This window comes from Stutzerimonas decontaminans (assembly GCF_000661915.1).
Taxonomy (GTDB): Bacteria; Pseudomonadota; Gammaproteobacteria; order Pseudomonadales; family Pseudomonadaceae; genus Stutzerimonas; species Stutzerimonas decontaminans.
In genome coordinates, this window is sequence record NZ_CP007509.1 from 3,344,590 (window position 1) to 3,369,196 (window position 24,607).

Here is a 24,607-nt window from a genome sequence, read left to right on the forward strand (position 1 = left end):
AGCCTGCCGCCGTAGCGACAGGCTTTTGTGTTTCTGGGCTGCTTGCCCGGCGCCGGCCCGATGGCGTTGGTAAGACTCTCGGGCCGGCTCCCGCCTGATATTTGGTGCAGCTGTGCTGTGTCCTGAAGGCGGGCTGTGATTCGGCTAGGAGCGGCGGTCTTCCTGGCGGCGCTCTGCTGTTCGGCGCTCATTGCTCCGCCGTTCCCCAGAACGCCGCTCGAGCGACTGAAGCGTCTCGTGATCAGGGGTGTTGGCTTTTCGCGGCGCCGCTGCTGCTTTTAGTCGGGCAACGTCAAACGAAGCGCCTTGCTCGCCAGCTAATGTCGCCAACTTCGCTAGGTAACCCGTTTCGCCGGTGTACTCGGTACGGGGGAGTGCATTGGCAGCAATCCATTTATAGACCGCCCTCACGCTCACTCCGCAGGCCAGTGCGACAGCTTTAGCGCCACCTGCGCATCGCACCGCTTCTTTCACTGAGCTCATAGAGAGCCTCCAAACCAATATGTGAACCTGCGGTACATATTATGACGGAACTGAAAGTTCATGCAAGGGCATGCGAAATTGAACCTATGGTTCAGCATGAAGAAATTCGCACGGCGTTCTCTAAGCGCCTCAAAGCAGCTCTAGCCGCTCACGGCGTTGAGTCCTGGGGAGCTGGCGCGCGGCTAGCTAAAGTTGCGGGCGTCACGCCCAAGGCTGCGAGCAAATGGTTGAATGGAGAAGCGATCCCTGGGCCTAGCAAGTTGCTGGCTATCGCCAATGAGCTGGGGGTTCGTCGGGAGTGGCTTCAGTACGAAGAAGGCGCGATGTCAGCCGCACAACCCGATCATGGTTCTAATGTTGAGTCTGGACCACCAATCGTCAGCCCCTTTAGAGAAATTCGAATAGTAGGCACCGCCCAAATGGGCAGTGAGGGCTACTGGTACGCAATGGACGAGGCAGATGGCTTTGTCGACGTGCCTTCCCGCGACCCCGGCGCCTACGCACTGCGCCTACGCGGCGATTCTATGGCCCCAGCCATACGGTCTGGATGGATCGCCGTCTGTGAACCCAACCACTCTTGGGTGCCAGGTGAGTATGTGATGATCCGCCTCGTCGAAGGCGAGTGCATGGTCAAAGAGCTGCTCTACGCTAACGACACGGAAGTCAGCGTCATGTCTGTCAACGACGCCTTCGGCCGGCGCACAATCCCGGTCGAGCAGATAGAAGCCATCCACTACGTCGGGGCCATTCTGCCACCCAGCAAAGTCAGGCTCTGACCGAACACCGCAAGCAAGGAAGCAAAACCATGGGCAACCTCACCCTCACCCGCCGAGAAGGCGAAAAGATCGTCATCCGCGTTCAGCCGGGTACAAATGCCGATGAGCTGATCGAGCAGCTCCTGCTGGACGGCGTGATCATCACCGTCAAAGAGATTAAAGGCAGCAAAGCGCGTCTGACCATCGACGCGCCTCTTGACCTTCAAGTGTTGCGAAGTGAGCTAGAGGAGACGTGAGGTCGAAACTGGTACAGAGCAAGGTTAGGGTTTAACTGCAGTGCTACCTGCAAACAAAGGGAACTGGCTGTAATGGAACGTGAATGGACAGACGATGCGGGCGGGCAGAGAATAGACGACATGAGCAAAGCATCTTTCAACGTCCTATACGATGGCCCTGCACTCGCCAACAGCGAGATGGATGTCCGCGACCTGGCGCCGGCGCTCCTAGCCTTGGGCGAGCTGCTGGAAGAGGCAAACTCTGTAGTTAACGCTGGGCGCGCTCAAATCGCTGTCCAGGTCAAGGCCAGCTTCAAGACAGGTTGCTTCGGAATTGAACTGGACGTCGCGCAGTCGTTGCTCCAACAGGCCCAGAGCCTATTTGCGCACGACGCTGTAGCAACCGCCAAAGAGCTGCTGGAATGGCTTGGCCTGATTCAAGATCATGCTGGAAATCTGATCGCAGGCGGGGCTGGCCTGCTGTGGTTAATCAAGCGGATCCGCGGTCGGCGAATCAATCAGGTAGTCCTGCTTGATAACGGTAAGATCAAGATTGTTCTCGATGAAGAGGATATTGAGACAGAGCAAAAGGTCTTGGAGCTATACCGCCAATTTCGAGTTCGTAGCGCGCTAGAAGCTGTCCTGAAGCCGCTAGAAAGCGAGGGAATCGACACTTTTGCTGTGACGGACCTGAAACAGCAGCAGCGTTTCATCGAAATCAAAAAAGCAGAGCGCAGCTTTTTCAAAACACCAGATACTGAGCCCGAAGTCCTGTCCGATGATGAGTCAGACGTAAACCTCCAGATCGTCAGCATCTCGTTCCAAGACGGAAACAAATGGCGCTTCAGCGATGGCGCGAGCGTGTTTTACGCCGACATGCTTGATGAGACATTCGCTGGCCAGGTAGCAGCCAGTGCGACGAGCTTCACTAAGGGCGACATCCTGAAGGTACGCCTTCGTAGGGTGCAGAGCCTTGCTGGAGAGTCATTCAAAACCGAGTTTTCTGTAGTACGCGTATTGGAGCATCGCAAGGCTGCTGCGCAGTTAAGAATGAATTTCCAGAGAGAGTCTGAGTGAACTTATGCCCCGCTTCGGCGGGGCTTTTCTATTCAGTCTGCTCAGTTTCTTTACATGTGTCATCGCGCCACCAAAGCTTAGGGTTGCCCGGCTTAATCCTCACAACTACTGTGTATATGCACAGTAAAAAGGAGGCTTTTCATGCAAGGGCACGCTGCGCTTTCCCACCCATCCCACCTCTCCACCTACCACCGGCTGGTGCGCCGCGTTAACCGGGCCATCACTACTCCTCGCGCCCAGCGGGAGCGCCAGGCTAACCTCGCCCGCGAACCCGGTGACCAGCCCGACGACTGGGACCGCCTACTCGACGAGATCCAGCAGGCTGATGGCGTTGCGATGACCAGGCGCAACGACGGCAGCGTCTATGTTACTTGGCGTTCCCTCGAGCCCGAACTATGAACCTGTGGTTCATAATAATTCGAACTCAGTATTGACTGTAATGAACCGTTAGTACATATTTTGTCGCACACCCACTTACCACGGGATCGCGACAATGGACACAGCACAGCACAGCAGCACCCGCTGCCCGGTCTTTCTGCACCCGGCAGCGGCATCCAACCCCTTCACCGTACGCCGCATTGAACGTGAAACCGGCCTGACCGCTCACGTCACCCTTCGCACCGCACAACTCAAGCGCCACACCCTGCCCGCCTTCGAGGACTTCGGCCCGTTCGGTGGCGCAGCATGAGCACCTTCTCCCTTACCAGAGGCAGCGAAGCCGCCCTTGGCATGCTCGCCAGCCAGGCCGGCAGCGAAACCCTGCTGCTCACCCAGCCCGCCCGCGAGCTGCGCGCCGAACTCAGCATCGAGCCGTTTACCAGCGACAGTGGCGATCAGCTGCTGGCCGTGCTGTTCATGCGCGAGCAGCGACACAGCATGACCCTGCAGCGCAACGACGGCGCCAACGTCCAGCACCTGGCTGATTGGGTCGAGGCCATCGCCAACGGCACGCTGGATACGTCCGAGGCCATTCCGCAGCGCACTGACCCTAGCGACTTGTCGGCTGCGACGGCGGCATTCAACGCTGCCGCCAGTGAGCTGAACGCGAAGGCAAAGCCAGCCCAGGCTCCAGATGGATGGCAGCTCGTGCCGATGGAGCCGACGCAGGCAATGCGCGAGGCGTTTCACGCGGCGACCGAGCGCTACGAAGATGGCTATGGCGAGAGCCCGGATAGCCAGTGGCACGCCATGCTCCGCGCCGCCCCGGCCCCCAGCCCCACAGCCTGAGGCCGCCACCATGAACCGCACCCTCGACCAGGCAGCCGCCGTGCTAGGCATTGGCCCGCGCAAGCTGCGCACCCGCTTGCGGGAGCTGGGCCTGCTCAACCATGCCGGCGAGCTCATCAGCACCGAACGTGGCCAGGGCCGGCTGTTCGTCGACACCCGCAGCCGCTGGAACCCGGCCATCAACAGCTACACCCACTACGGGGTGGTCATGGCCACCGAGGCGGGCATCGGCTGGCTGGCCGAACAGCTGGGCATCACCGTTACCAAGAAGGACGCCGCCGCATGACAATCTCTGCCAACCAACACGCAATCGGCGCGCTCAAGCTCACCAGCCTGTATCTGGACCACCCCAGCGTGGTATCTGCCGACACCCTGCGCGGCGCTTGCACCGAGGCCATCATCCACCTGCGCGCCAACCAACCGCACGCGGATGACCTTGGCCGGCTCTGGTGCGCCCTGTTCGCCGTGCTGCCGCGCAGCTTTCTGCCCTACGTCACGCTGACCACCGACCCGGCCACGCCCTACGCCTGCGTCATCACCGATGCCGCCGGCAACATCGTCGATCGCCAGCTGGGCAAGACCATCGAAGGCATCACCGAACTCATCCGCCTGCGCCACATCGCGCCCAGCCCGGCACGCACCTCAGAGGGGCGCGGGGAGATCGGAGGGACCGCCCCGTGAGCAGCACCTACCAGCAATTGCTGCGCCGCTACGACCGGCCCTGCCTGCCGCTGGACGAAGTGCGCGCCGAGTACCTGCCGCACATCGGCGACGTCGAGTCGCTGATCAAGCTGATCCACCAGGGCCGCGTCCGCCTGCGCTACACCCGCACGGACGTCACCCGCAAGGCGCCACCCGTTGTTTACCTGCGCGATCTGGCCGCCTGGCTGGACGCCCACGACCCGAGCAACACCCAACCCGCCACTGACCAGGTGGCGTAACCAACCGCAACAAGGACACAGCAAATGAAAGCAACCGACACCGGCGAGTTCATCAACAGCCTCAACGCCGGCGTGTTCGCCGACCAGGTAGGCCGCGCTCTCTGCGACGTCGCCGCAGGCGTCATCGAGCACAGGGCGGCATCGTGCCGCTGAGCATCGGCACCTTCAGCCTCGGCAAGTAAGCGCAGCAACTACCCGCCGGCCTTACCAGCCGGCGGTTCTACATCAGAGGGACACAGCAATGAACTTCACAACCATCCAGATTCTGGCCTTCGTCGGCGCTGTCGCCGCCATGACCATCGTCTTCGGCCTCGGCTACCTCGAAGGCCGCCGCGCCGCCCGGCAGGACCTCGAACACCTGGCTACCGCCAACCGCCAGCTGGTCGAGAACCTGCGCCACCGCGCCGAACGCGCCCAGCACGAACACACCATCAGCCGCCTCAACGCCGCTCAAGCCCTTGAGCACCTGACCGAGGAGCTGGACGCCCTGCGCGCCGAACTTGCCGACGCCCAGCGCCGCGCACTCACCGCAGAGGACGCCGAAACCCTCGCCGAGATCGCCGCCAAGCTCAACCTGGCCGCCACCGTGTTCACCAAGATGGGCTCCGAACAAGGCACCCACGCCAGCAAGCTGGCCCTCGCCGCCATCGCCATCGCTGACCGCTACTGGAACACCACCCCGCTTTCCACTTGGGAGCGCGTAGACGCGACCCTCGGCACGCAGCCTGCTGCGATGTGCATGTGAGGCGACCATGAACAACCTCTACCGCCTTCACCCGCAGCCGGCGTTCAACTTCAACGGTCTGGTCATCGACAACTTCGCCGGTGGCGGTGGTGCCTCTACGGGCATCGAGCTGGGCCTTGGTCGCCCAGTCGACATCGCCATCAACCACGACCCCGAAGCCGTGGCCATGCACGACATCAACCACCCGCACACCAAGCACTTCTGCGAATCGGTTTGGGAGGTCGACCCACGCGTTGTCGTCGACGGTCGCCCGGTCGATCTGTGCTGGTTCAGCCCGGACTGCAAACACTTCAGCAAGGCCAAGGGCGGCGCCCCGGTGAAGAAGGAGATCCGCGGCCTCGCCTGGGTCGCCATCCGCTATGCCGCTACGGCCAAGCCGAAGGTCATCATGCTGGAGAACGTCGAAGAGTTCGTGACCTGGGGGCCGCTGGCCGCCGACGGCCGCCCCTGCCCAAAGAACAAGGGCCGCACCTTCACCAGCTTCGTCAACGCACTTCGCCGTCTTGGCTACCAGGTGGATTGGCGCGAACTGCGCGCCTGCGACTACGGCGCGCCGACCATCCGCAAGCGCCTGTTCCTCATCGCCCGTTGCGACGGCCAGCCGATCGTCTGGCCCGAGCCCACCCACGGGGACCCAGCGAGCGAAGCGGTCAAGGCCAAGCGCTTGAAGCCATGGCGCACCGCCGCAGAGATCATCGATTGGTCACTGCCCTGCCCGTCGATCTTCACCCGCAAGAAGCCACTGGCCGAGAACACCCTGCGCCGCATCGCCCGGGGCATTCAGCGCTATGTGATCGAATCGAACCAGCCCTTCGTTGTTCAGGGCATAGCACCTTTCATCACGGAGCACGCCAACGGCAGCACCCAGCGCAACATGCCGGCCGATGCGCCGCTGCGCACCATCTGCGCCCAGGTGAAAGGCGGTCACTTCGCGCTGGTAGCACCAGTGATCACCAAGTTCCGGTCGAATGATCGGGGCTCATCGGTCGAAAAGCCGCTGGCAACGGTCACCGCGAACAGCTTCATCAAAAAGCCGGGCGGAGCTGCGCCGATCGGCCTCGTCGCCGCCTTCCTCGCCAAGCATTACGGCGGCAACTACACCGGCCCGGGCAGCAGTCTGGAAAGCCCGCTGCCCACCGCGACGACCGTCGACCACAATGCACTGGTGACCAGCCACCTGGTGAAGCTCCGCAACAACTGCATCGGCCAGGACCTGCGCAAGCCAGTCCACACGCTGACCACCGGTGGTCATATGGGCGAAGTGCGGGCCTTCCTGCTCAAGTACTACGGCACTGGCGACGGCCAGCCGCTGCAGGAACCACTGCACACCGTCACCACCAAGGACCGGCACGCACTGGTGATGATCAAGGGCGAGCCCTACCAGATCGTCGACATCGGCATGCGCATGCTAGAGCCGCACGAACTCTTCGCCGCCCAAGGCTTCCCGGCCGACTACATCCACGACCGCACCGCCGGCGGCAAGAAGCTCAGCAAGGCCGCGCAGGTGCGCATGTGCGGCAACAGCGTCTGCCCACCGGTAGCCGCCGCCCTCGTCCGCGCCAACCTCGTGGACGTGCAGCCGAGCGAGGTGGCTGCATGAGCCAGACCCTAATCGTTTCGGCGGCCCAGCGCACCCCGGATCAATGGCAAGGCTGCCTACGCGACGCCGCGTTCAACATCCTTTGGCGCTGCGCGCACAAACACACTGGCAGCTATCTGAAGGCTGTGGAATGCGCCAAAGCTGAACGAGAGCGCCGGCAGCCTACGCCAGTACACACAGGTCCAGCCCCCGAAGGCGCCACCCATGTCGGTAAGGAGAGCGGGAGTTTTTACCGACCAGACGACGAGAATCACCTGATCCAGGTCTATCGCAGAGGTCGATGGATAGGCGAGGCCATGCGCGCCTCCAACTTGCTCGTTAGCTCCTCGTTCATCACAGTGCGCGGCGCCCCGCCCAGGGTTCAGCCTGCAGAGCAGAGCCCCACTGCCTCACCCGTCGCACCGCAGAAACAGCAACAACAAATGTTCGACTTCGGGACATCAGCAGAGGATGCAGCATGACCTACTCCATCTTCTACAGCACCGAAATGCCGAACGACATCGCCCAGGTCAGCGGGCGCCTGCCACGCAAGCCGCAGCGCTGGACAATGGAATGGTTGGTCAAGACGCCGGACGGCAAGACCCACGTCGACAACTCCCGCACCATTCAGCGCGCCACCTACGAGGAGGTGAACGCGATCATGGGCGCCATCATCGATGACATCAAAGCGGAAATCGGCGAGCTCGCCACGTTCATCAGCTACCGCCTGACCTGCCACGGCGGCACCAAGAAGCATCGCAAGGGAGGGAAACGCCGTGGTCGCGCTTGAAGGATACCTGCGCGAGGAGCAGGTGCTGGAGGTCACCACCCTTTCCCACGCCACGCTCTGGCGCGAGATCAAGGCCGGGCGCTTCCCGAAACAGGTCCGGCTTTCGCCAGGGCGCGTCGGTTGGCGGGCATCCGACCTGCGCCTTTGGCTGGAGGATCCGGAAGCGTGGAGCAAACAGGCGGCGTGACGGCTATGGCTTCACGCCAGCCACATCTACAAGCCAGGTAGCCCAATCCTCGAGGCCCTGGCTTTTTTCTTTCAGGTAGTCGTAGCGGTCATAGTGCTTCGACGAAACATCGCTGAACGCATGCCCCTGGATGCGATCGCGCAGTTCCTTGCTGATCCCCGCCACACCCATCAGCGTTTTGCAGGTTCGCCGCAGGTCGCGCAGCGTGAATGGCGTCTTGAACGTGTCCGGGTGCCGCGCGCAAAGCTTCGTCACCGCCCTCGACACGGACTGGACGTTGATCGAGTTGTTCTTGTACCGGCCCATGAACGGAAAGGCCTCTTCGCCGGAGATCGGTTTCAGCCGCTCCAGGCATGCGCGGCTCAGGCCGTTGAACGGCACCACATGAATCTCGCGCTCGCCTTCTACGCCCTTCTTGCTGCGGATCATGTAGTAGTCGTCGCGGTACATGGTGCGGTCTGACGCCACCACCTGCTCCGGCCGCTGCCCGCCGCTGGCGATCAGGAACTTGATCAGCTCCGCCGTGACCAGGCTCAGCTCCTCGGGCAGCAGGTTCCACAGCGCCGCCAGCTCTTCCTTGCTCAGCACGCGCTGGCCGGGGCGCTCCCAATCGCCCTGCACCGGGATGCTCGCCACCGGGTTATAGGTCAACCCGAAGCGCACCTTCGACTTGAGGTAGTCCCGCGGGTTGTATTCCTGGTTGAGTCCGTGCTGGAACGCAGCATGCAGCTGCGACCGCACCCGGTTGCAGTAGGTGGTCACCTTCGCCTTGATCATCGCGGAGATAATGTCCCGAATATCCCCGGGCTCGATGGCACTGGCCAGTTTCTTCACCAGGTGCGGGAACGGCTCAGAGACATAGTGCTTTAGCGACCACTCCACGTTGCCGGCCGAGGCCGCGCCTTCGGCTTTCAGCTTGGCCACATACGAATCGAGCAGGTTCTGCAGCGTGCCCTCCGCTTCACTCTGCGGCGACGCACCCTTGCACTTGTCCCGCGCAACGGTGAGCGACATCGTTGGCCACACACCGAGCTTGCGTTGCTTCTTCTTGCCGGCCACGAACCACTGGTAGTAGAACTCCTTCGTGCCGTTGGAGCGAACCTTCAGCAGCAGCACCCCTTCCCCGCGCGCACCGCGCCCGTCGGACATCACATAGTCGCGGTCTTCTGGCTTGAGCGAACGGATCTGCTTTTCGGTTAGCATGCGTGACAGTTTCCGGTGACAGTTGTCCCGAACTAACACGAAATTCGGCGGGACAGAATGAGACTGAGCCGGAAGCCCCAGCCCATACAGGACGGGGATTGTAGCGCCTTTACGATACCTCGCGTTATACCCTGATATTTGGCCCGTTATAGATTCCCAAGCTCATGACGAGGGTTCGATTCCCTTCGCCCGCTCCAGACACCTAACGTTAAGGCCCTGTTTTTACAGGGCTTTTTCGTTTCTGGCTTTTGATGGTGTCGAAGAAGTGTCGAAAAGACCCTTCCACGAATTCCGGTCAGCCTAATGCGATGGCTCAGTCGCGGCTGGGCACGGAACGGCAGGAGGTGGCAAACAGTCTCCAAATTCTCTTTGAATTTTTGGGATCTGATCAGTAGGCGGGGCGCCAGAAACAATTAGTCCAAGGTTGGCCGCAATCGTTAATAGCCCGTTTGAATGGATGACCATGGCGTGAACAAGCGGCGCCGGAAATCCTCGGCTGAAGCGATTCACCGCATGAATTCCACCATGGACGTATGAGCTTAAAGGCTTCCAAGAGTAATGCTTGAATTCCTTTAGCATCTCAATCGGTGCGTGCGGTGCCTTTTCTTCGATGGCAACGAGCATCTGACTGAGCATCGGAATAGTGGACCCCTTCTTCGCGCTATCGTATGTAAGGTCTGAAATGATCAGCTCCGCCTGTGAGTCGGACGCTACATAAAGCACCCAAAGAGAGCGAACCAGCGACTCATATTGGACCCTTAACAACGCTGCCGCAGGCGTGTAAAGGCCGGCGGCTATTAAGTGCTTTATCGCCTGTGAATGCTCGAAAGCAAGGGCAGACAATGTCTTGCTAGCAACCAGTCTAGGGGACGAGTCATATACAGGTACTGAAAAGCACTTATATAGCGACTGCTCTAGAGCAGCAGATCTGGAAAGAAGCACGTCTAAATTCATGTCAGCGTCCTTGCCCAAAGTGTGGAATTTCCGTAGCTAGCGTCTAGTCGACTAGGCGGTGATCAGACGGACGATAGCGCCTGGATGACGTGCTTCGGATCGTTATGGATGGCGCGCAGCAGGGCCTTTGCTGGTCCGGTCGGTTCGCGTCGGCCTTGTTCCCAGTTACGCAGCGTACCCAGTTGAACGTCGATCATCGCTGCGAATTTGGCCTGGGTCAGCCCGGTCGCCTTGCGGATCTCTTTCACCTGCAGCGAGTCGACGACGAATTCCCGCGAGGGCTGACGTTCGCCACGGTGAATCTCGTCCATCTGCTGGACGCTTTCCAGAAGGTCTTCGAAGAATTTGCTCATGGTGATTACCTCCACCGTTCGATGATTTGCTTGAGCACCTTGCGCTCGTCTGCCGTCAGGTCGTCCTTCTCGTTCTTCGGATAGATCAGCAGTAATGCGATCTGCGAAGCCGCCGTGAAGTGGTAGTAGATGACCCTGGACCCGCCCCGCTTGCCGTGACCACCAGACGCAACGCGAACCTTGCGAATGCCGCCAGTACCTTCAATCACATCGCCCATGTCCGGCCGGTCGGCCAGTTGCCGCTGAAACTCCGCATAGCTGTCATCGCTAAGCAGCTCCCGCAGACGCTTGGAGAAGATCGGTGTCTCGATAAAGATCATAAACGAATAGTACGCCAGTGGCGCACCTCCTTCAATTGATTCGATTACTGGCAGGCGAGCGGTAACGTGATGCCGGCCAACGGTCCTAACCTGATCGCATCATGCAAATGCTCAGGCGCGAGGTGTGCGTAGCGCATCGTCATGTTCAGCGAGGCATGCCCCAGGATCTCCTTCAGCGTCACGATATGGCCACCGCCCATGATGAAGTGAGCCGCGAAGGTGTGGCGCAGGATGTGGCTTGCTTGTCCGCGTGGTGGCTTGATCGAGGTCGAGAGCAGGACCAGCCGAAACACGCCAATGCAGTTGGTGAACGGCCCGTAGGTTTGCCAGTGCTTCTTGATCGCCGCCACCAGCTCGGGCGTTACTGGGACCATCCGCACCCGCTTCGACTTGGTATTGGCAAACACCAGGGCGTTGCCTCGAATCCGCTCCGGTCGAAGCGCTTGAGCCTCACCCCACCTCGCCCCGGTCGCCAAGCAGACCCGCGCCACCATCGCCGGATGCGGAGACGTGGTCCGCGCCAGAAGTGCATCGAGCAGCTCGGAGATCTGCGGCTTGGTCAGGTAGGCCAAGGGCCGTTCCTGCAACCGAACCGGACGAATACGTGTGAACGGACAGGGATAGTCGATCACGTCGAGTTTGTGCAGCTCGTTGTAAACCGCTTTCAGGTAGCCAAGGCGATTGTTCGCCGTCTTGCCGGTGACACCAGCTGACATCCAACGCGCGCGCGTGGCGGCGATCTTCGCGCCATCGACCATACGTGCTATCGGATCGCCCATCGCCTTTGCACACGCCCGCAGGATCGCCACACGACGAACGCCATCGGAGAGCGAGACGCCGTGAAGGTCGAACCATAGCTCGACCAGCTCTGACAGCCTGCGCTTGTCCTTTGGCCGCGGTGCCCAATCGTTAGATTCGCTGCACTTGGCTCGACAGGTCGCCTCGAAGCGCATTGCCTCGGCCTTGGTCTTCAGCGTCTTGCGGAACCGCTTGCCTTTGACCGGCTCGACGTCGACCCGCCAGCGACCGTCAGAGAGCTGCTGGATCGCCATCAGACCGCTCTGCCCCATCGAACGTGGCGTTCTTGAAGCAACGTTTTGATGTGCTTGTACAGATCACGCTCGCTCATGTCCTTGGCGGCGTAGTGGTCACGAATGACCGGCCAGCATTCCCAATCCTTCAGTCGATCAAATGCGGTTTTAGCGCCCACTCGCTCCCGTGCCAGCAGGCTTACGAAGTTTCCCAGGAACAGTTCCACGTTCTTGCCAGAGAAGCCCCGTGAAGTCTTGTAATAGCGTTTGTACTCCGTTTCATCGACCAGAGAATCGACCGCCACATCGACCCGCACGTCATCACGCATCAGCGTCCAGATCGGTTCGTATTGCCCTGGGCGGTGCAACAACTTGAACTGGCAAAGCCCGTAGCGCCACAGGCCGTCCAAGTGGGCGGAGAACGCTGCAAACGAATTCGTTTCAATGGCCTCACCGGTCTTGGCACTGATCGACCCGCTAGCGAACTGCTGGATGACCGAATGGTGATAGCGCAGCTCGACCCGCCATACATCTTGGGTCGGGTCGTAGTTATCGGGATCGGTCGAATCGAACGAATCACGGCGATGCCAGACACTTTCCCAGAAGTCGAGCTTATCGGTCGCGCGGGCCTGTTCGGTTTTGTTGTAGATGCAGAGCTGAACGCCACCAGCAGAGCCGAACATGGACGTTTCACCACGACCGTAGACGCTGGACTTGGTCGCCCAGTTGATCTCGTTGATACCCGAGATATCCCGGTGCGTCCGCGCGCGACAGTGCAGGCGTGCCACCAGATCCACCGGAGGCTTCCAGCCCTGAAGATCCAACGCCAGATGGACAGCGCACTGGTTGCGTTCGCGGTGTGTCATCACGGCTGCAGCGTAGTAGTCCATCCGCTCTTGCAAGCGCTCAGGCGACAGCGCGTCGATGGCGTGCGGCGACACTTCGATTTTCAAGTGCGGGCCGATGTTCTCGAGCTTAGCGTTGAAGTTCTTGATGAGCAGGATGAACCCGAGGTCAGCATTCTGGAGCTTGTACTGGTAGCCCGAGTCCCGCCCTACTCGTCCGGCGTGCCAGAACTCCCCGGCGAACTCGACCATGACGCCCGGTTTCTCGAACAGCGCCATGATCTCTGGACGGATCAGGCCGCGGTACAGCTGGCGGACCGTATCGACGCCGCAACGCAGCAAGCGAACGCCTGACAGGTCAGTCAGCTTGGCCGAATGGCTATCGAAGAACAGTCGCCCGGTTAGGGTTTCTTGGAAGTTCTGATCAACACGAATTTGGTCTTTAACGCTCATTCTCTTGTGCTCCAAATTGCAACGAATTGACACTGTTCAGTTGGGTTTATCTGACGTGTTACAGGGACGTCAGCGCGCGCGTTTGCACGCCGGCTCGTGCCTCGCCGCGCGTGCAAAGAGCGCGGAGCGCACGCGCGCTGACGGTCATCACCACAGGAATTTCCCCTTCTCATAGGGCACCACGACCACGGACGAGCCTTTAGGGGCTGACTGCAGGCCGCTGGCGACCGCCTGTTCAAATGCCGGAGGCGGACTGCTGGCGTGCATCGGCCCCTGCGGCGGTTCTGGGTCGGGCTTGGTGTCGTCGAAGTAGCCGTTCTGCACGACCGACCTGCAGAAGCCGAACGACACATCCAGGCGCGTGCCTTGTTGGGTGTTGCATCGACACCCCGTCAGCCCTTCATCGCTGTCGCCGACCTGCATGCGTTTGTAGTTGCGGGCGATCAGGTCGCGGTCGGTGGTGGCGATGCACACGGGCTTCGGGAAGGTCTGCGGTCCGGTCAGTGCGTCATACACCGGCGCTGATGCCGGCAGGTCCTGCACCCTGGGCACGCGCTTGCCCAGATATTGCTCGACGGTGAGCGGTGCGGCCTGTTCGGTGTCGGCGCTTGGCCGGATGAAGGCGCCGACCGTATCCCGCACCTGATCGACCATGCTGCCGGCCGGCGCGCTGGTTGCGGTCGCGGCTTGCGCTTTCTCGGCTGCGTAGCGCTCGTAGGCGCGATAAACGAGGATGCCGGCACCCACCAGCACGCAGATGGCCAAGATGAACTTGGTCGGCACCTTGGCCTGGAAGTGGTGCTTGGCGTTGCTGCTGGTGTAGGCACCGAAGTAGCGCTTATCCAGGCGCAGCGACTTTTTGTCGGCGTCCTTGAAGCTGGTCTTCAGCTCGACCTTCTCTACGACGACTTCCGACTCGAAGCGCAGCAGTTGGGCGGATTTGAAGACGCGCCAGTAGTGAATGTGCGTGTTGCACAGCCGACGAAGGTGAACATCGAGATAGCGCGGGTCCTGGGTGACGAGGTGAACCTCATGGCCCTGGTGGCGCATGGTCTCGAAGCGGGTGATGTGCTCCGGTGGCCGCGCCCGTGGATCGCGTGAACCGAACCAGCCCTGCGCTTCGTCGACGACGATGATCGAATCGTTCGGCAGCTCGAACCACTTCTCGGGGTCTTCGAACTCGAACCACTGCGCTTGCAGCTGATCGGGTTTGAGGCCGTTGATGTTGTGGAAGTAGACGACACGGCCTTCGGCGTGGGCCTTCTGGTCGACCTCGCGGATGGTGTTCAGGGTCTTGCCATGGCCGGGCTTGCCGGTACGGATAACGAGCATGACGGCGCCTCCTTATGCGTCGATGGAGGTGCCGCCCGGCTTGCGCCAGACCTGATTGCGGCGACGGTCAGTTGCCTTGTCGATCCCGGCGAGCATGAAGCGCGTCGAAATGGCGGCGAAATACAGGTTCACCACCACATCGAACTTGGCCAGCCCGAGAACGCCCTGGATCACCGGCCCGACATCACCCATCAGCCCGAACAGGTAATCCTGCGCCTGGCCAATGATGAGGTTGAAGCCCAGGTAGGTGACGAAGCCGAAGCCGAGGATCTTCAGCACCATCTTCACCAGTGGGCCGAGGATGATGACGAGCATCTGCACGAAGAAGAGAAACTGCATTACTGACCTCCTACGCCGCGACCCACATACAGGGCAGCGAGAACGGTAGCCACAGCCACGAACAGGCCGCTCAGGTCACTGGCGGCGCGACAGAGGGGCTCGTAACTGATCTGGAAAGAGCGCCCGCCACCGGTGCGCAAGCTGAAGCTTTCGGCGCTGGGGCAAGTGGCAGGCAGAAAGCGAGTGCCCTGGTTGACGAAGGACGGCAGCTGAATCTCGGCGCCTTCCTCGAGCTTGAACTTGTCGCCCTGGACGGCGGATTCGATGGCCGGTTTGTGCTTCTCGAAGTCGGCCTGTTCTTCGGCGTGGCAGCGCAGTTCCTTTTGCTGGCGGAGGATCGCGCACTGGACGGCATCGCCGACGCACTTCACCTCGGCATCACAGGCTTCGCCTTCTACGCCGGGCTTCTCGCACTTGTAGGGGTCTTTGGCAGGGTCGCATTTGCCATCGCCTTCACCTTCACCTTCACCTTCACCTTCGCCCTCACCGTCCCCTTCGCCTTCGCCTTCGCCTTCGCCGTCTCCCTCACCATCTCCCTCGCCTTCACCATCTCCCTCGCCATCCCCATCGTCGTCCCCATCCCCTTCGCCGGGTTCCTCGGTGTTGTCACAGCCGCCCACCTCGACCTCGGGATCACATGGCGGCGGCGGTTCCTTGCTGCAATAGGTGCCGTTCCAGGCATATCCGTCTGGGCAGTTGTTATCGGGATCAGGTGTTGGGGTTTCGTCGGGGTCGGTCTGCTGACCGGGATTGCCCGGTTCCTTGCGGGTGTCTTCGTTGCACTCGACGCCGTTGCCGGTGTAGCTGTAAACGCCAAACACGCCCGGCGGGTTGCCGCTGCTGTAGACGTAAACGTTGGTGGCCGCAGTGAAGCCAAAGGCGTACTGGCAGCTGTTGGCGCAGACCGAACCCGGCGGTTCGATCACCGGCTGGCCTACCGCTTCTTTCATCTTGTGTTCGTGGGTGACGACCTGGCCGATGGTGGCTTCGCAGCGATTGGGGGCCTCGCACAGTCCGGTTGAAGCGTTGTAATTGGCGCCGTTAGGGCAGCTATCGCCTGAGCGAGTGGCACGCCGAGGTGTGCCCGAAAGGATGTAAGTGGGCGAGCCATCCTGTCCGGTACTTTTAGTGGTGCGAATGAAATAGCACCAGTACTGGGTCGGGGTCGCAAACTGGGCATAGGCATGCCGATAGGAGTAGTTGTCGCTTTCGGCAGGAACGTAGTTTCGGCAGGCGGTTTCCGGATCAGGGTACTGGGTTCCGCCAGTTGTGGTGGTCCAGTAGTAATCAACCGCAAATGCCGGATTGACGAGAAAGAGCGAGGCGGCAACCAGCGCAACTGACGATAAGCCGCGACGAATAATGGACATTACGCCTCCTACACCCGCCCAAAAAACACGAGATAAAACGCCAGGGTGGTGAGGATCAGGACGTACAGTTCGTAGCTCATGGCGTTTCCCTGGAAGAGAAAACCCCGCCGGAGCGGGGTTTGTTTGCTTCGGCACATGCAGTGCGCGGTTCCCGGTTACAGGGCGCGGCGCATGTACTTGAACGCCATCGCGGCGATGATCACGGCGAACACCGCCCAGCCGATGGTGCCGACGTCGGTGCCCGCGGTATCCAGCGCCGCGGTGGCTTCGGCCGGGACTGCCGCGTAGACGGAGCCGGCAGCAGCCGAGAGGGCAACGGCAGCGCCGAGGCCGATTTTCTTGATGAAGTGCTTGTTCAGTTGCATGGGTGATACCTCACTGTTTCAGGGCTTTTTTCAGGACCAGGAAACCGAACACGGTGGCGAACAGAACAATCGCTTCGCCTTGCAGCTCGGAGACTTGGTCCCAGGTCAGTGCAGAGCCGTAGAGGCTTTGCATTTCCTCGACCGTGAGAGCGACCAGCGAGCCGGAGCAGATGGGCGAGCCATCGGCGCCTTGCAGCCAGTCACCGTCACAGGCGAGGAAATTCATTCGCCGGCCTGCTCAAGGTCGGCGGTTTGTTCGGAGGGTTCGCAGTCAGGGCAGACGGCGAAGTGGGGCGGCAGGCTGAGGTCTGGCAGCAGGTCGCTTTGCGGCGCGGGCAGCGCCATGAGCTTGCCCATGTCGTTTCCGCAGCAGTCGCAGTACACCCGGTCATCGATCAGCATGGCCGCCCCTCCCGATTAGTTGGCCTTGGCCGGGTCGCCGGCTTTGGCCTGGGGTTGAGCTGGGGTGCGCGGGGTTTCAGCAGCGACGCGGGTCTGAACGGCTTCGAGCTGGAGCGCCAGATTCTTGCCCTTGTTCTGCCCACCACGGGCAATCTCGAAATGGATACGCACCAGTTGCAGCGGCTCGAACTTGGCGCCGGCTGCGAAGATCTCGTCGGCTACTTCGTCCGCTGCTGCCATGCCGATGATCGACAGGCCGTGTTCGGTCTTGCCGTCCGGCTCATCGCCGTAGAAGACCTTGATGTACTTCTGGCCGGCTTCGCCGTCGAAGCGTTGAGTGCCGAGAAATGCAACTTCCATAGTCGAACGTGCCATCTTGGGTTTCCTCTCTCTAGTTGCGCTTTATTGCGCTGCTTTGCTTTCTGCAGGCCGAGCGATTCCGAACGAGTGAAAAAGCAATTTCACTGCGACCGGCTTGTTACTTGGCTTGCGGGTTATCTATAGCTGCATTTAAACGTTCTTGGAACAACTATTTACCAAGTATTAAAACATTCAATACTTCATTTCTTAATGAGACGAATAGTGCTGAATTGACACTTTCCACTTGAGCAAACATTAATTTAATTAATCATCCGCAACGCTGTTTAACACCAAGGGCTCTGCCCTTGTAATCCCGCTCTTGCCGCCGAGGGCTCGGGAGCGCGGGAGGGAAAAGCGCTCCCGCACTCACGAGCGGAGGCTGTTTCGGTTCGTGCAGGGTCAAGGGTGCGCTCCGCCCGTGCTTCCGTTCGCCGGATCGGTGAGGCGTGATCCGACGAGCCGGGAGCGCGGCCCTGGACCTGTTCGGCTGCGCGCTCAGCCTTATAACGCTCAGCGACATAGCGACGCAGCTCGACGAGGGACCGGTGTTTCGTTGGCTCGCCGCCATCCAATGGAATGAACAACGGAACGTCGCGGCGATAGGTAACGTGCCCGTACAGCTCTCCGCCAACGGTCAGCTCCCGCCCGATCTCATGCCAATTAGGCGACGCGATACGAACCTGCATCCGCTTACGCCCTACCCCACCAGCTCGAACGGTTCGTGGATCGGGACGAAAGGCGTTGGCCTGCCAGTGTCGAGCACAACGCTCCACCACTTCGCGGGGCGGTCGGGTGGCGTGTGCTTCTCGCAGATAAAGGCCGGTTCCACTGTCCAGTCCGAAAGCAGAGGCTGCCAGGTTCCACCGACGCAGCCCATTTGCAGCGTGCGAATCGGCCGCGCATAGGCGGGGCGGCATTGGGCGCAGGGTGTGGACCGGGAGGGACCGGGGTTCGCCATTTCGCGTCTGGACCAGCAGACAGAGCAGTCGCAGTCCTGGGCGTGCGGAAGGCGTTGATAGCTGGCCGGCTTCTGCATAGGTCATCCCCTCCCCTGGCTTTCCGTAGACGGCGCGGATCATGCGGAGCGCTCCTGTTCATTGGTGCTGGGCGCAACCTGGGCGAAGGACGCTTCCAGGCGGATGACGATTTCGGCGTTCAGGGAGCGGCGAGCAGCCCAAGCGGACTGCTCGACCTGGGCGCGGAGTGCAGCAGGCATGCGCAGCTTGAATTGCGGGTCTGTGCGGCTCATTGGTTCACCCCCGGAAACCGCACCAGACGGGTGTTGGCCAGCTTCACGCTCTCGACGGCGCCAGTTCTGACCCAGCCAGCGACCATATCTACGGATATACCGGCCAGAGCGGCGAAGGCGGCTTGCGTATAGAGAGGAGGATTCATGCAGTCCACTCCTGTTCCAACAGCCAGCTACGCAGCAGCGCACTGTTAATCATGCGGCGCTTGCCGAGCTTTACGGTGGGGAGTACGCCCCGGTAGACCCAGGCGCGGGCCATGGAGCATGTCAGGCCATTACGTTCCGCCCAGGCTTCGACGGTTTCCACGTCCTGCTGTGGGGCGATCAGCTTTGAAGGTTCTAGCTCTTCCAGTTCCATGCTCGTTCCGTCACTATTCGTGGCAGTAAGCGCACCTGCGCTGATGAATTATTTATCACGGGGCAAATGTACCAGTGATGAACTATTTATCAATAAATTATTCATCATTGTTAAGAGCTTTTTGGAATGATAGAAGAGCGGCTTAGAACGCTTGTTCGTCATCTCGGCGCGACAAAGCTGGCCGAAAGCACCGCTATCAAGGAACGCCAGCGATGGCAGACCGTAGCGACCAATAGAAAGGTGAAAGCCAGGATCGAAGACATGGAAGAGCTGCTGAAAGCTTTTCCGCAGTACGAGCTTTGGCTTTGGAAAGGCGAAGTCGATCCGGCCCAGGGGCAATACTCTCCAGGCTATGAAGAGGCCCATTCAAACTTGCCCAATCAAAGCGCGGTATAGCACTTACTAAAGAAGTAGCTGATAGATGGTATGTGTATGGAAAGCGCAGATTTTGAACAGCGCGGTCAGTAGACAAGGACAATGGAGCCGGCCATGGACGATATAAACCCTATTGACAAAAACAGTATATCTAAAGATTTTGTTCTAGAGGCATTAACAAGGTGGAATTACTTTCCCACTCAAAAAAAAGAAAATGAGTACACCCCTCTATTACATAGCAAAAGCTTCACCCCGCTCGTTACAAAGGAACTGTCTAATCTAAACCTAACAAAAAACGAGCTAAAGTATGGTTTTGACCAAGTGGAGTTTAGACTAACGCGCCACAACTCCACTTCAAGAATACTATCAATACCTCACCCCCACGCATACGCCATACTCTGCCACACGCTATTCGAAAACTTAGACAAAATAGAAAGCGCCACTCAAATATATAAAAACGAAAACAGCATAATAAAACCCAGCCAAGATTATGGCGATAAAATAATAACAATGGATTATGAAGACCCTCTAGAAAAAACCAACAGACTAGTCGAACAAAGCTTCGGCAAAAAGTTTATGGTTAAAGCAGACATAAGCAACTGCTTTCCTAGCATATACACACATGCATTACCCTGGGCCTTGGTTGGTTTTGAGCATGCTAAAGCGAACCGAAGCAAGGATCTTTGGTTCAACAAACTGGACACTAATTTAAGAACTATAAAAAGAGGAGAAACTCAAGGCATCGGGATCGGCCCGGCAATCTCAAACTTTATTGCCGAAATAATACTCTCCAAGATAGATCAGGAACTTCGTCAAAAATACGCATATTATCGCTATATCGATGATTATACGTGCTATGCGAAAGACCACAGTGAAGCCATTAGCTTTATCTATGACCTTGAGAATCAGTTAAAAAGATTCAAGCTCACCTTAAACCCTCGTAAGACAGAGATTCTTGAGTTGCCATCGAGTAACGCTTGTTCCTGGGTTATAGAGCTCCAATCCAGAAGCCCTATCGGTTACTTAACTACAGAAAGCAACGAAACCATAAGCATCAAACATAGCGCTCGCGATGTCATTAGGCACCTAGAGCTAGCTCTCCATCTAAATAAAAAAGACCCCGACGGCAGCGTGCTTAAGTTCGCTGCAAAGTCAGTCATGCACCGATTAGATAGCGATGCTAAAGAGCCTTTTACACACTACCTACTGAATCTGTCATTCACCTATCCGCATTTACTTCCATTGCTCGACTCAATTTTATCTGACAGTGAAGTCAACGCCGAGAAATATACCAGACACCTCAATGATATTTTGTTAGAAAATTATCATCTCGGCCGCTCCGATGGTATGTGCTGGCCCCTTTACTACATCCACAAACACAAACTCAAATTAGAAAACAAAAGTGCCGAAGCGATTGTGAAATCGCAAGACTGCACTGCACTTTTGCTGCTAGAGCACTTTGAAAGCTACCATGGAGCATCGATCCCATTAATAGATAGTCTTGAAGAAGGCTATGACCAGCATAGATACTGGCTACTAACCTATCAACTTCTAAAATGGGGGAGATTAGCAGAAAAGCACTTAACACCAGCCTATGAAGTTATGCTCAAGCACGAAGTTAGTTTTTCTGCTCTCGACCAACAAACAGGACATTCAGAACAACAATTCGAAGCCATGAAAATTCAGGCGCTATTCTCAGAGGAGCAACTCCCCTTCTAATTGGAAAAAAGGGGGAAGATTTATTTAACAACCCGATAACTGAGCAAGGAGGCCTGATGAGATCAGATTGGGATGATGCACCCGATTACCTACGCAACAGAAAGCAACCGAGCCCTTGGCGATTCCTGGCGATCCTGGGTATCGGTTCCGCGGTACTGTCAGCACTGGCGTTTACGTTCGGCAAGCCGGTTGTACTGGACGTAAACCAGATCAAGCAAGGCATCCATGTCGGCGGCAAGCCTTGGTTTAACCAAGAGCCAGAGCAGCCCATACAGCCGGATAGCCAGCCTTCCGTTGCAATCTACGAAGCCCCGGCAGCAGAACCAACACCAGCGCCCCAGCAGCGACAGCTGAGCCAGGAAGAAATCGAATGGTTCGAAGAGCGCACAGCAGAAGCGGTTCAGCCCCGTCAAACATCGTTTAACGATAGCAACTACACGCCCCGCCCCGTCGCCAACACGATGCAGCCACCACCGGCCCGCTACTATGCAGCCAGCTCCACCAGCAGCACGCAAAAGCGCTCCGTTTCCCGCCAGACTCACCTCAGCAACTGGAGCTGGGAAAACGGCCACAACAAACAGCGCATCAGCGGCCAGTTTGAGTGGACAGTGGTAAACGGCCAGATCGACTACAACAGCGTGTGCCAAAACTACAAACGCGGCTCGCTGGTCTACCGTGACTGCCGTAAAGGTGCGAAGGTTGCGTTCAAGAGGATGTGCAGCCGGTACAAACCGGCTTGCGCCGCTGAAAATAATTACCTGCCATGAAATATGTCTAAAGCACCTAGAAAAATCATCTACTCGAAGTACCTATTCCACATTTCTATTGCATGGCTTGTGATCGGCATAGCGCTAGGCCACCTCTTATGTTTCATAACCCCTAGCGAAATAGGCAGCATCAATTCTTACACATATATTAGCCATTTAACTGAAAATAGCAGGTTAGCTACCTCAATTACAATCGCTCACACTGCCTTACTACCAATAGCAATAATCTTGATTAGGCGCTATGGATTCACCTCAATATCTATCCCAACGAGAGGACGCATACTTTTATTAATCATTTCGCTTCCTTTCCTCCCAGCATCATTAGGCCTTTTACCAGCGAGCGAAGGTACAAAATACCACGGATTAGCCATGACTATGGCTACATATCTAGATTGGTTCGGCGCCTCGTTATTTCTTTTTCTTTTTATGTGGGTATTCGCCTTTTCGGTTTCGGCGGCGTGCTCTAGGAAAACTAGTTCTGGCTAGCCACTTAGCTTTAACCGGAAGAGCAAAAAAGGACGAGCAAAAAAAGGGACAGATTTATTTCTGTATAAACCATAGCAACCAGATGAAGCTATCCCTAACGAGTCTTTCCATGCGTGCGCGGCAGCATATCTACCAAGGATAGCACTTCGATAAAGTTGCCCGCTTAACCTGGCAGAAATGCTCTCCAATATAAGGCTTCATATAACTCGCAGTGGAATGCACAACCGACGCCATTGCAATTAGAAATATAATTGCAACTATGTTCATGAATTTGCTACCACCGAATCGTTTTCCCCAACGATTTACTACAGCGAAAACAGCGAGACAAAAAAAAGGAATAGTACACAGGGCAATTGCGAGGCCTGTTAGGGTGATCGGCTTGGTGGACAGCACCGCTATGAGAATTAGCATTCCAGCCATCGGGACATGCTGAAGTCTTCGCGGCCACGGATTATTTTTCATTACGGGGCGCATATCTATCCTTAGATCTGCAAAGAAGAAAACGCAAGAATCGGCATGGCAGCGGATGTTAAGCATCTCCACTGCAAAGAGTAACCGACACTCTCACAAAGCTAGCGCTGCACATCATCTTGGAGCCAAGACGGAATATCACTCATTCCGTGCAGTATGCGCCAAATCTCAATGTGGCTCGGACGCTCCACGTAGAACACCACGTAGGGATAGCGCTTGAGCGGCCATGATCGCAACCCAGGAATATCCAGCTCATGGGCGTAGCGGTTGGAGCCTGATTCGGGATGGCGGCTGAGCTGTTTATAGGCATGCTCCAACGCATCAATCAGGCCCAGCGCAGCCTTGTCGGCCTCCTGCTCCACGTAGAAGGCAATCGCTCGATCAACGTCCTCGCGCGCTAGCGCTCTTGGGATGACTGGCTTTTGCTTCATCCGCGCGCATTCCGAACCCGATCACGCAGAGATTCGAAGTAATCGGCATCAACGGGAGCAGTCGGCGCCGAGGCGGCACCTGCTAACAGCAAACCTCGAAGATGCTGGCGGTCCTGGTCCTTGCGGATCAGCTCGCGGACGTACTCACTACTGGTGCCGTAGCCACGCTGATTGACTTGCTCGTCCACAAAGCTCTTCAGCGTCTCAGGAAGGGAGATGTTCATGGTGCTCATGCCGGCAGCCCCGTTTGGCAAAAATTGGCAAGAGCACTTTAGCGCGTTGCTAAACGCGGTGTCGATAAAGTGTCGAAATCACTGTGCCGAATAGCGACGAATCGAGCAGGCGGTTCGGTCTGGAAACCGCATAACGACACGCATTGAGCCGGAACGACACACTAAGCAAAAGGGTTCGATTCCCTTCGCCCGCTCCAGTCTTCGAAGGCCCTGCTCATGCGCGGGGCCTTTTCATTTGTGCCAGCGTATGGAGTTCGGCTACGAAGGCGCTTCGTCGTCAGGTTGCTAGCCCATCACCGTACTCAGCCGCGCAAGAACGTCAGCACTCGCTGTGTAAAGGCATCGCCAGCTTCGACGTTGGATAGGTGCGCAGCCTCGAAGGCGACCAGTTCGGCGCCGGGGATACTGGCCTGGATGAACTCGCCGTGCTCGACGGTGGTCACCGGGTCCTTGGCGCCACAAACGATCAATGTCGGTGCCTTGATCGTGGCGAGCTGCTCACGATAGTCGGCGTCGCGCACCGCCGCGCAATTGGCGGCGTAGCCGTCCGGCGAGGTGCTGGCGATCATGTCGGTGATGCGTGCCGCAACCGCCGGGTTGGCCTCGGCGAACTCGGCGGTGAACCAGCGCGCGATGGACGCATCACGCATGTCGCGCATGGTCTGTTCGCGACCGGCCAGGACGCTGTCTATCCGAGTGTTCCAAACTTCATCAGTGCCAATCTTTGCTCCGGTGTTGCACAACACCAGACGCTGTAGACGCTCGCCAGCGTGGATGCCCAGCCACTGGCCGATCAGCCCGCCCATGGACAGACCGCAGAAAGCAAAACGCTCGATACCGAACGCATCGAGCATGCCGAGCACATCCTGGCCCAGCTGTTCGATGCTGTAGGGACCAGGCGTCACGCCGGAGCCGCCGTGTCCGCGAGTGTCATAGCGCAGCACGCGAAAATGCTCGGCAAACGCCGCAATCTGGTCGTCCCACATCTGCAGGTTGGTGCCCAGTGAATTGGAGAGCACCAGTACGGGCGCATTTTCCGCGCCATCGAATCGATAGTTCAGGCTGACATCAGCCAGTTTTACGCTCGGCATTGTTCTTCTCACTTTGCGTTATGTTCGGCAGGCCGCTCTCTCAAGAGCCGTGTCTCACCAGGTGTGGGCCAATCACGCAG

General features: G+C 58.3%; 37 protein-coding genes and 1 pseudogene. 18 read left to right on the plus strand and 20 right to left on the minus strand.

Annotated features, from left to right (window positions below; genetic code table 11):
* Positions 1–569 precede the first annotated feature (569 nt).
* The 15 genes and pseudogenes from UIB01_RS15370 (at position 570) to UIB01_RS15440 (ending at position 8,020) form a co-directional block, all read left to right on the plus strand.
* A complete protein-coding gene (locus UIB01_RS15370; RefSeq protein ID WP_051605100.1) occupies positions 570–1,259 on the plus strand; it encodes a S24 family peptidase in 690 nt (229 codons plus the stop codon).
* A gap of 29 nt (positions 1,260–1,288) precedes the next feature.
* Positions 1,289–1,495 carry a carbon storage regulator gene (locus tag UIB01_RS15375; protein ID WP_038662309.1) on the plus strand — a complete coding sequence of 69 codons (207 nt, stop codon included), beginning with the start codon at positions 1,289–1,291 and terminating at the stop codon, positions 1,493–1,495.
* 72 nt (positions 1,496–1,567) lie between these two features.
* The gene (locus tag UIB01_RS15380; protein WP_051605101.1) at positions 1,568–2,551 is read left to right on the plus strand and encodes an LAPAL motif-containing putative phage structural protein; all 984 of its coding nucleotides are present in this window, start codon (positions 1,568–1,570) and stop codon (positions 2,549–2,551) included.
* A gap of 141 nt (positions 2,552–2,692) precedes the next feature.
* Complete coding sequence (locus UIB01_RS15385) at positions 2,693–2,950, plus strand: DUF1654 domain-containing protein (RefSeq protein WP_038662311.1); 258 nt, start codon at positions 2,693–2,695, stop codon at positions 2,948–2,950.
* A 94-nt stretch (positions 2,951–3,044) separates the two neighbouring features.
* Positions 3,045–3,239 (plus strand): hypothetical protein, encoded by a 195-nt coding sequence (locus tag UIB01_RS15390; RefSeq protein ID WP_038662313.1) that lies wholly within the window; start codon positions 3,045–3,047, stop codon positions 3,237–3,239.
* Positions 3,236–3,778, plus strand: coding sequence for a hypothetical protein (locus tag UIB01_RS15395; protein ID WP_038662315.1), 543 nt, complete (start codon positions 3,236–3,238; stop codon positions 3,776–3,778). The genes UIB01_RS15390 and UIB01_RS15395 overlap by 4 nt, the downstream gene beginning before the upstream one ends.
* A 10-nt stretch (positions 3,779–3,788) precedes the next feature.
* Positions 3,789–4,064 (plus strand): hypothetical protein, encoded by a 276-nt coding sequence (locus UIB01_RS15400; RefSeq protein WP_051605102.1) that lies wholly within the window; start codon positions 3,789–3,791, stop codon positions 4,062–4,064.
* Positions 4,061–4,459 (plus strand): hypothetical protein, encoded by a 399-nt coding sequence (locus tag UIB01_RS23280; protein ID WP_051605103.1) that lies wholly within the window; start codon positions 4,061–4,063, stop codon positions 4,457–4,459. Before UIB01_RS15400 ends, UIB01_RS23280 begins: the two co-directional genes overlap by 4 nt.
* Positions 4,456–4,719: a pyocin activator PrtN family protein gene (locus UIB01_RS23285; RefSeq protein WP_038662318.1), complete on the plus strand. Its 264-nt coding sequence runs from the start codon at positions 4,456–4,458 to the stop codon at positions 4,717–4,719. Before UIB01_RS23280 ends, UIB01_RS23285 begins: the two co-directional genes overlap by 4 nt.
* Before the next feature lie 24 nt (positions 4,720–4,743).
* A pseudogene (locus UIB01_RS23550) lies at positions 4,744–4,854 on the plus strand (YfdP family phage-associated protein); the annotation flags it as partial.
* 106 nt (positions 4,855–4,960) lie between these two features.
* Positions 4,961–5,464 carry a hypothetical protein gene (locus UIB01_RS15420; RefSeq protein WP_038662321.1) on the plus strand — a complete coding sequence of 168 codons (504 nt, stop codon included), beginning with the start codon at positions 4,961–4,963 and terminating at the stop codon, positions 5,462–5,464.
* Between the two features lie 7 nt (positions 5,465–5,471).
* Positions 5,472–7,064 (plus strand): DNA cytosine methyltransferase, encoded by a 1,593-nt coding sequence (locus UIB01_RS15425; RefSeq protein WP_038662324.1) that lies wholly within the window; start codon positions 5,472–5,474, stop codon positions 7,062–7,064.
* Entirely contained in the window at positions 7,061–7,525 is a 465-nt protein-coding gene (locus tag UIB01_RS15430) for a hypothetical protein (protein WP_038662327.1), read from the plus strand. The genes UIB01_RS15425 and UIB01_RS15430 overlap by 4 nt, the downstream gene beginning before the upstream one ends.
* Complete coding sequence (locus tag UIB01_RS15435) at positions 7,522–7,833, plus strand: hypothetical protein (RefSeq protein ID WP_038662330.1); 312 nt, start codon at positions 7,522–7,524, stop codon at positions 7,831–7,833. The genes UIB01_RS15430 and UIB01_RS15435 overlap by 4 nt, the downstream gene beginning before the upstream one ends.
* Positions 7,820–8,020, plus strand: coding sequence for a helix-turn-helix transcriptional regulator (locus UIB01_RS15440; RefSeq protein WP_038662333.1), 201 nt, complete (start codon positions 7,820–7,822; stop codon positions 8,018–8,020). Before UIB01_RS15435 ends, UIB01_RS15440 begins: the two co-directional genes overlap by 14 nt.
* 3 nt (positions 8,021–8,023) lie before the next feature.
* On the opposite strand, the gene UIB01_RS15445 is transcribed toward UIB01_RS15440, so the two are convergent.
* The 17 genes from UIB01_RS15445 to UIB01_RS15515 all read right to left on the minus strand — a co-directional run bounded on the left by UIB01_RS15445 (position 8,024) and on the right by UIB01_RS15515 (position 18,954).
* Complete coding sequence (locus tag UIB01_RS15445) at positions 8,024–9,223, minus strand: tyrosine-type recombinase/integrase (protein WP_038662336.1); 1,200 nt, start codon at positions 9,221–9,223, stop codon at positions 8,024–8,026.
* A 300-nt stretch (positions 9,224–9,523) separates the two neighbouring features.
* Entirely contained in the window at positions 9,524–10,177 is a 654-nt protein-coding gene (locus UIB01_RS22870; protein WP_080695101.1) for a DUF6988 family protein, read from the minus strand.
* Positions 10,178–10,239: 62 nt separating this feature from the next.
* Complete coding sequence (locus UIB01_RS15450; RefSeq protein WP_003302338.1) at positions 10,240–10,530, minus strand: helix-turn-helix domain-containing protein; 291 nt, start codon at positions 10,528–10,530, stop codon at positions 10,240–10,242.
* A gap of 5 nt (positions 10,531–10,535) precedes the next feature.
* Positions 10,536–10,850, minus strand: coding sequence for a type II toxin-antitoxin system RelE/ParE family toxin (locus UIB01_RS15455; protein ID WP_038662341.1), 315 nt, complete (start codon positions 10,848–10,850; stop codon positions 10,536–10,538).
* Positions 10,851–10,894: 44 nt separating this feature from the next.
* The gene (locus tag UIB01_RS15460; RefSeq protein ID WP_230585256.1) at positions 10,895–11,902 is read right to left on the minus strand and encodes a phage integrase; all 1,008 of its coding nucleotides are present in this window, start codon (positions 11,900–11,902) and stop codon (positions 10,895–10,897) included.
* Positions 11,902–13,179, minus strand: coding sequence for a phage replication initiation factor (locus UIB01_RS15465; protein ID WP_038662348.1), 1,278 nt, complete (start codon positions 13,177–13,179; stop codon positions 11,902–11,904). The genes UIB01_RS15460 and UIB01_RS15465 overlap by 1 nt, the downstream gene beginning before the upstream one ends.
* A 147-nt stretch (positions 13,180–13,326) precedes the next feature.
* Positions 13,327–14,511, minus strand: coding sequence for a zonular occludens toxin domain-containing protein (locus tag UIB01_RS15470; protein ID WP_038662351.1), 1,185 nt, complete (start codon positions 14,509–14,511; stop codon positions 13,327–13,329).
* Positions 14,512–14,523: 12 nt separating this feature from the next.
* Positions 14,524–14,850, minus strand: a complete 327-nt coding sequence (locus UIB01_RS15475) for a DUF2523 domain-containing protein (RefSeq protein WP_038662353.1) — start codon at positions 14,848–14,850, stop codon at positions 14,524–14,526.
* Positions 14,850–16,220, minus strand: a complete 1,371-nt coding sequence (locus tag UIB01_RS23465; RefSeq protein ID WP_230585257.1) for a virulence factor TspB C-terminal domain-related protein — start codon at positions 16,218–16,220, stop codon at positions 14,850–14,852. The genes UIB01_RS15475 and UIB01_RS23465 overlap by 1 nt, the downstream gene beginning before the upstream one ends.
* 155 nt (positions 16,221–16,375) lie before the next feature.
* Positions 16,376–16,585, minus strand: coding sequence for a major capsid protein (locus UIB01_RS15485; protein WP_038662356.1), 210 nt, complete (start codon positions 16,583–16,585; stop codon positions 16,376–16,378).
* Between the two features lie 10 nt (positions 16,586–16,595).
* Entirely contained in the window at positions 16,596–16,811 is a 216-nt protein-coding gene (locus UIB01_RS15490; RefSeq protein ID WP_015277797.1) for a hypothetical protein, read from the minus strand.
* Positions 16,808–16,987: a hypothetical protein gene (locus tag UIB01_RS15495; RefSeq protein ID WP_008567547.1), complete on the minus strand. Its 180-nt coding sequence runs from the start codon at positions 16,985–16,987 to the stop codon at positions 16,808–16,810. The genes UIB01_RS15490 and UIB01_RS15495 overlap by 4 nt, the downstream gene beginning before the upstream one ends.
* A 15-nt stretch (positions 16,988–17,002) precedes the next feature.
* Complete coding sequence (locus UIB01_RS15500) at positions 17,003–17,362, minus strand: hypothetical protein (RefSeq protein ID WP_038662361.1); 360 nt, start codon at positions 17,360–17,362, stop codon at positions 17,003–17,005.
* Positions 17,363–18,044: 682 nt separating this feature from the next.
* Positions 18,045–18,383, minus strand: a complete 339-nt coding sequence (gene pflM / locus UIB01_RS23290) for a lysogeny maintenance protein PflM (RefSeq protein WP_080695103.1) — start codon at positions 18,381–18,383, stop codon at positions 18,045–18,047.
* Positions 18,384–18,422: 39 nt separating this feature from the next.
* A complete protein-coding gene (locus tag UIB01_RS22885; protein WP_038662367.1) occupies positions 18,423–18,596 on the minus strand; it encodes an Arc family DNA-binding protein in 174 nt (57 codons plus the stop codon).
* Entirely contained in the window at positions 18,593–18,742 is a 150-nt protein-coding gene (locus UIB01_RS23295; protein ID WP_196247244.1) for a hypothetical protein, read from the minus strand. Before UIB01_RS23295 ends, UIB01_RS22885 begins: the two co-directional genes overlap by 4 nt.
* On the minus strand, positions 18,739–18,954 hold the full coding sequence (locus UIB01_RS15515) for a hypothetical protein (protein ID WP_014819553.1): 216 nt from the start codon (positions 18,952–18,954) through the stop codon (positions 18,739–18,741). The genes UIB01_RS23295 and UIB01_RS15515 overlap by 4 nt, the downstream gene beginning before the upstream one ends.
* A 261-nt stretch (positions 18,955–19,215) precedes the next feature.
* On the opposite strand from UIB01_RS15515, the gene UIB01_RS23555 reads away from it, so the two are divergent.
* The 3 genes from UIB01_RS23555 to UIB01_RS15530 all read left to right on the plus strand — a co-directional run bounded on the left by UIB01_RS23555 (position 19,216) and on the right by UIB01_RS15530 (position 21,815).
* Positions 19,216–19,350, plus strand: coding sequence for a hypothetical protein (locus UIB01_RS23555; RefSeq protein WP_256380614.1), 135 nt, complete (start codon positions 19,216–19,218; stop codon positions 19,348–19,350).
* A gap of 93 nt (positions 19,351–19,443) precedes the next feature.
* The gene (drt4, locus tag UIB01_RS15525) at positions 19,444–21,048 is read left to right on the plus strand and encodes an antiviral reverse transcriptase Drt4 (RefSeq protein ID WP_051605104.1); all 1,605 of its coding nucleotides are present in this window, start codon (positions 19,444–19,446) and stop codon (positions 21,046–21,048) included.
* 56 nt (positions 21,049–21,104) lie between these two features.
* Positions 21,105–21,815, plus strand: coding sequence for a hypothetical protein (locus UIB01_RS15530; RefSeq protein ID WP_038662373.1), 711 nt, complete (start codon positions 21,105–21,107; stop codon positions 21,813–21,815).
* Between the two features lie 1,058 nt (positions 21,816–22,873).
* Here the strand turns inward: UIB01_RS15530 and UIB01_RS15535 are convergent.
* The 3 genes from UIB01_RS15535 to pcaD form a co-directional block, all read right to left on the minus strand.
* On the minus strand, positions 22,874–23,203 hold the full coding sequence (locus UIB01_RS15535) for a type II toxin-antitoxin system RelE/ParE family toxin (protein ID WP_038662376.1): 330 nt from the start codon (positions 23,201–23,203) through the stop codon (positions 22,874–22,876).
* Positions 23,200–23,436 carry a type II toxin-antitoxin system ParD family antitoxin gene (locus tag UIB01_RS15540; RefSeq protein WP_038662380.1) on the minus strand — a complete coding sequence of 79 codons (237 nt, stop codon included), beginning with the start codon at positions 23,434–23,436 and terminating at the stop codon, positions 23,200–23,202. Before UIB01_RS15540 ends, UIB01_RS15535 begins: the two co-directional genes overlap by 4 nt.
* 302 nt (positions 23,437–23,738) lie before the next feature.
* Complete coding sequence (pcaD, locus tag UIB01_RS15545) at positions 23,739–24,527, minus strand: 3-oxoadipate enol-lactonase (RefSeq protein ID WP_038662383.1); 789 nt, start codon at positions 24,525–24,527, stop codon at positions 23,739–23,741.
* Positions 24,528–24,607: the final 80 nt, after the last annotated feature.

Coding starts and splice junctions, on each gene's coding strand:
- UIB01_RS15370 (WP_051605100.1), top strand. CDS start 570: ATGGTTCAGCATGAAGAAATTCGCACGGCGTTCTCTAAGCGCCTCAAA.
- UIB01_RS15375 (WP_038662309.1), top strand. CDS start 1,289: ATGGGCAACCTCACCCTCACCCGCCGAGAAGGCGAAAAGATCGTCATC.
- UIB01_RS15380 (WP_051605101.1), top strand. CDS start 1,568: ATGGAACGTGAATGGACAGACGATGCGGGCGGGCAGAGAATAGACGAC.
- UIB01_RS15385 (WP_038662311.1), top strand. CDS start 2,693: ATGCAAGGGCACGCTGCGCTTTCCCACCCATCCCACCTCTCCACCTAC.
- UIB01_RS15390 (WP_038662313.1), top strand. CDS start 3,045: ATGGACACAGCACAGCACAGCAGCACCCGCTGCCCGGTCTTTCTGCAC.
- UIB01_RS15395 (WP_038662315.1), top strand. CDS start 3,236: ATGAGCACCTTCTCCCTTACCAGAGGCAGCGAAGCCGCCCTTGGCATG.
- UIB01_RS15400 (WP_051605102.1), top strand. CDS start 3,789: ATGAACCGCACCCTCGACCAGGCAGCCGCCGTGCTAGGCATTGGCCCG.
- UIB01_RS23280 (WP_051605103.1), top strand. CDS start 4,061: ATGACAATCTCTGCCAACCAACACGCAATCGGCGCGCTCAAGCTCACC.
- UIB01_RS15420 (WP_038662321.1), top strand. CDS start 4,961: ATGAACTTCACAACCATCCAGATTCTGGCCTTCGTCGGCGCTGTCGCC.
- UIB01_RS15425 (WP_038662324.1), top strand. CDS start 5,472: ATGAACAACCTCTACCGCCTTCACCCGCAGCCGGCGTTCAACTTCAAC.
- UIB01_RS15430 (WP_038662327.1), top strand. CDS start 7,061: ATGAGCCAGACCCTAATCGTTTCGGCGGCCCAGCGCACCCCGGATCAA.
- UIB01_RS15435 (WP_038662330.1), top strand. CDS start 7,522: ATGACCTACTCCATCTTCTACAGCACCGAAATGCCGAACGACATCGCC.
- UIB01_RS15445 (WP_038662336.1), bottom strand. CDS start 9,223: ATGCTAACCGAAAAGCAGATCCGTTCGCTCAAGCCAGAAGACCGCGAC.
- UIB01_RS22870 (WP_080695101.1), bottom strand. CDS start 10,177: ATGAATTTAGACGTGCTTCTTTCCAGATCTGCTGCTCTAGAGCAGTCG.
- UIB01_RS15450 (WP_003302338.1), bottom strand. CDS start 10,530: ATGAGCAAATTCTTCGAAGACCTTCTGGAAAGCGTCCAGCAGATGGAC.
- UIB01_RS15455 (WP_038662341.1), bottom strand. CDS start 10,850: ATGATCTTTATCGAGACACCGATCTTCTCCAAGCGTCTGCGGGAGCTG.
- UIB01_RS15460 (WP_230585256.1), bottom strand. CDS start 11,902: ATGGCGATCCAGCAGCTCTCTGACGGTCGCTGGCGGGTCGACGTCGAG.
- UIB01_RS15465 (WP_038662348.1), bottom strand. CDS start 13,179: ATGAGCGTTAAAGACCAAATTCGTGTTGATCAGAACTTCCAAGAAACC.
- UIB01_RS15470 (WP_038662351.1), bottom strand. CDS start 14,511: ATGCTCGTTATCCGTACCGGCAAGCCCGGCCATGGCAAGACCCTGAAC.
- UIB01_RS15475 (WP_038662353.1), bottom strand. CDS start 14,850: ATGCAGTTTCTCTTCTTCGTGCAGATGCTCGTCATCATCCTCGGCCCA.
- UIB01_RS23465 (WP_230585257.1), bottom strand. CDS start 16,220: ATGTCCATTATTCGTCGCGGCTTATCGTCAGTTGCGCTGGTTGCCGCC.
- UIB01_RS15485 (WP_038662356.1), bottom strand. CDS start 16,585: ATGCAACTGAACAAGCACTTCATCAAGAAAATCGGCCTCGGCGCTGCC.
- UIB01_RS15490 (WP_015277797.1), bottom strand. CDS start 16,811: ATGAATTTCCTCGCCTGTGACGGTGACTGGCTGCAAGGCGCCGATGGC.
- UIB01_RS15495 (WP_008567547.1), bottom strand. CDS start 16,987: ATGCTGATCGATGACCGGGTGTACTGCGACTGCTGCGGAAACGACATG.
- UIB01_RS15500 (WP_038662361.1), bottom strand. CDS start 17,362: ATGGCACGTTCGACTATGGAAGTTGCATTTCTCGGCACTCAACGCTTC.
- pflM (WP_080695103.1), bottom strand. CDS start 18,383: ATGCAGAAGCCGGCCAGCTATCAACGCCTTCCGCACGCCCAGGACTGC.
- UIB01_RS22885 (WP_038662367.1), bottom strand. CDS start 18,596: ATGAGCCGCACAGACCCGCAATTCAAGCTGCGCATGCCTGCTGCACTC.
- UIB01_RS23295 (WP_196247244.1), bottom strand. CDS start 18,742: ATGAATCCTCCTCTCTATACGCAAGCCGCCTTCGCCGCTCTGGCCGGT.
- UIB01_RS15515 (WP_014819553.1), bottom strand. CDS start 18,954: ATGGAACTGGAAGAGCTAGAACCTTCAAAGCTGATCGCCCCACAGCAG.
- UIB01_RS23555 (WP_256380614.1), top strand. CDS start 19,216: ATGGAAGAGCTGCTGAAAGCTTTTCCGCAGTACGAGCTTTGGCTTTGG.
- drt4 (WP_051605104.1), top strand. CDS start 19,444: ATGGACGATATAAACCCTATTGACAAAAACAGTATATCTAAAGATTTT.
- UIB01_RS15530 (WP_038662373.1), top strand. CDS start 21,105: ATGAGATCAGATTGGGATGATGCACCCGATTACCTACGCAACAGAAAG.
- UIB01_RS15535 (WP_038662376.1), bottom strand. CDS start 23,203: ATGAAGCAAAAGCCAGTCATCCCAAGAGCGCTAGCGCGCGAGGACGTT.
- UIB01_RS15540 (WP_038662380.1), bottom strand. CDS start 23,436: ATGAGCACCATGAACATCTCCCTTCCTGAGACGCTGAAGAGCTTTGTG.
- pcaD (WP_038662383.1), bottom strand. CDS start 24,527: ATGCCGAGCGTAAAACTGGCTGATGTCAGCCTGAACTATCGATTCGAT.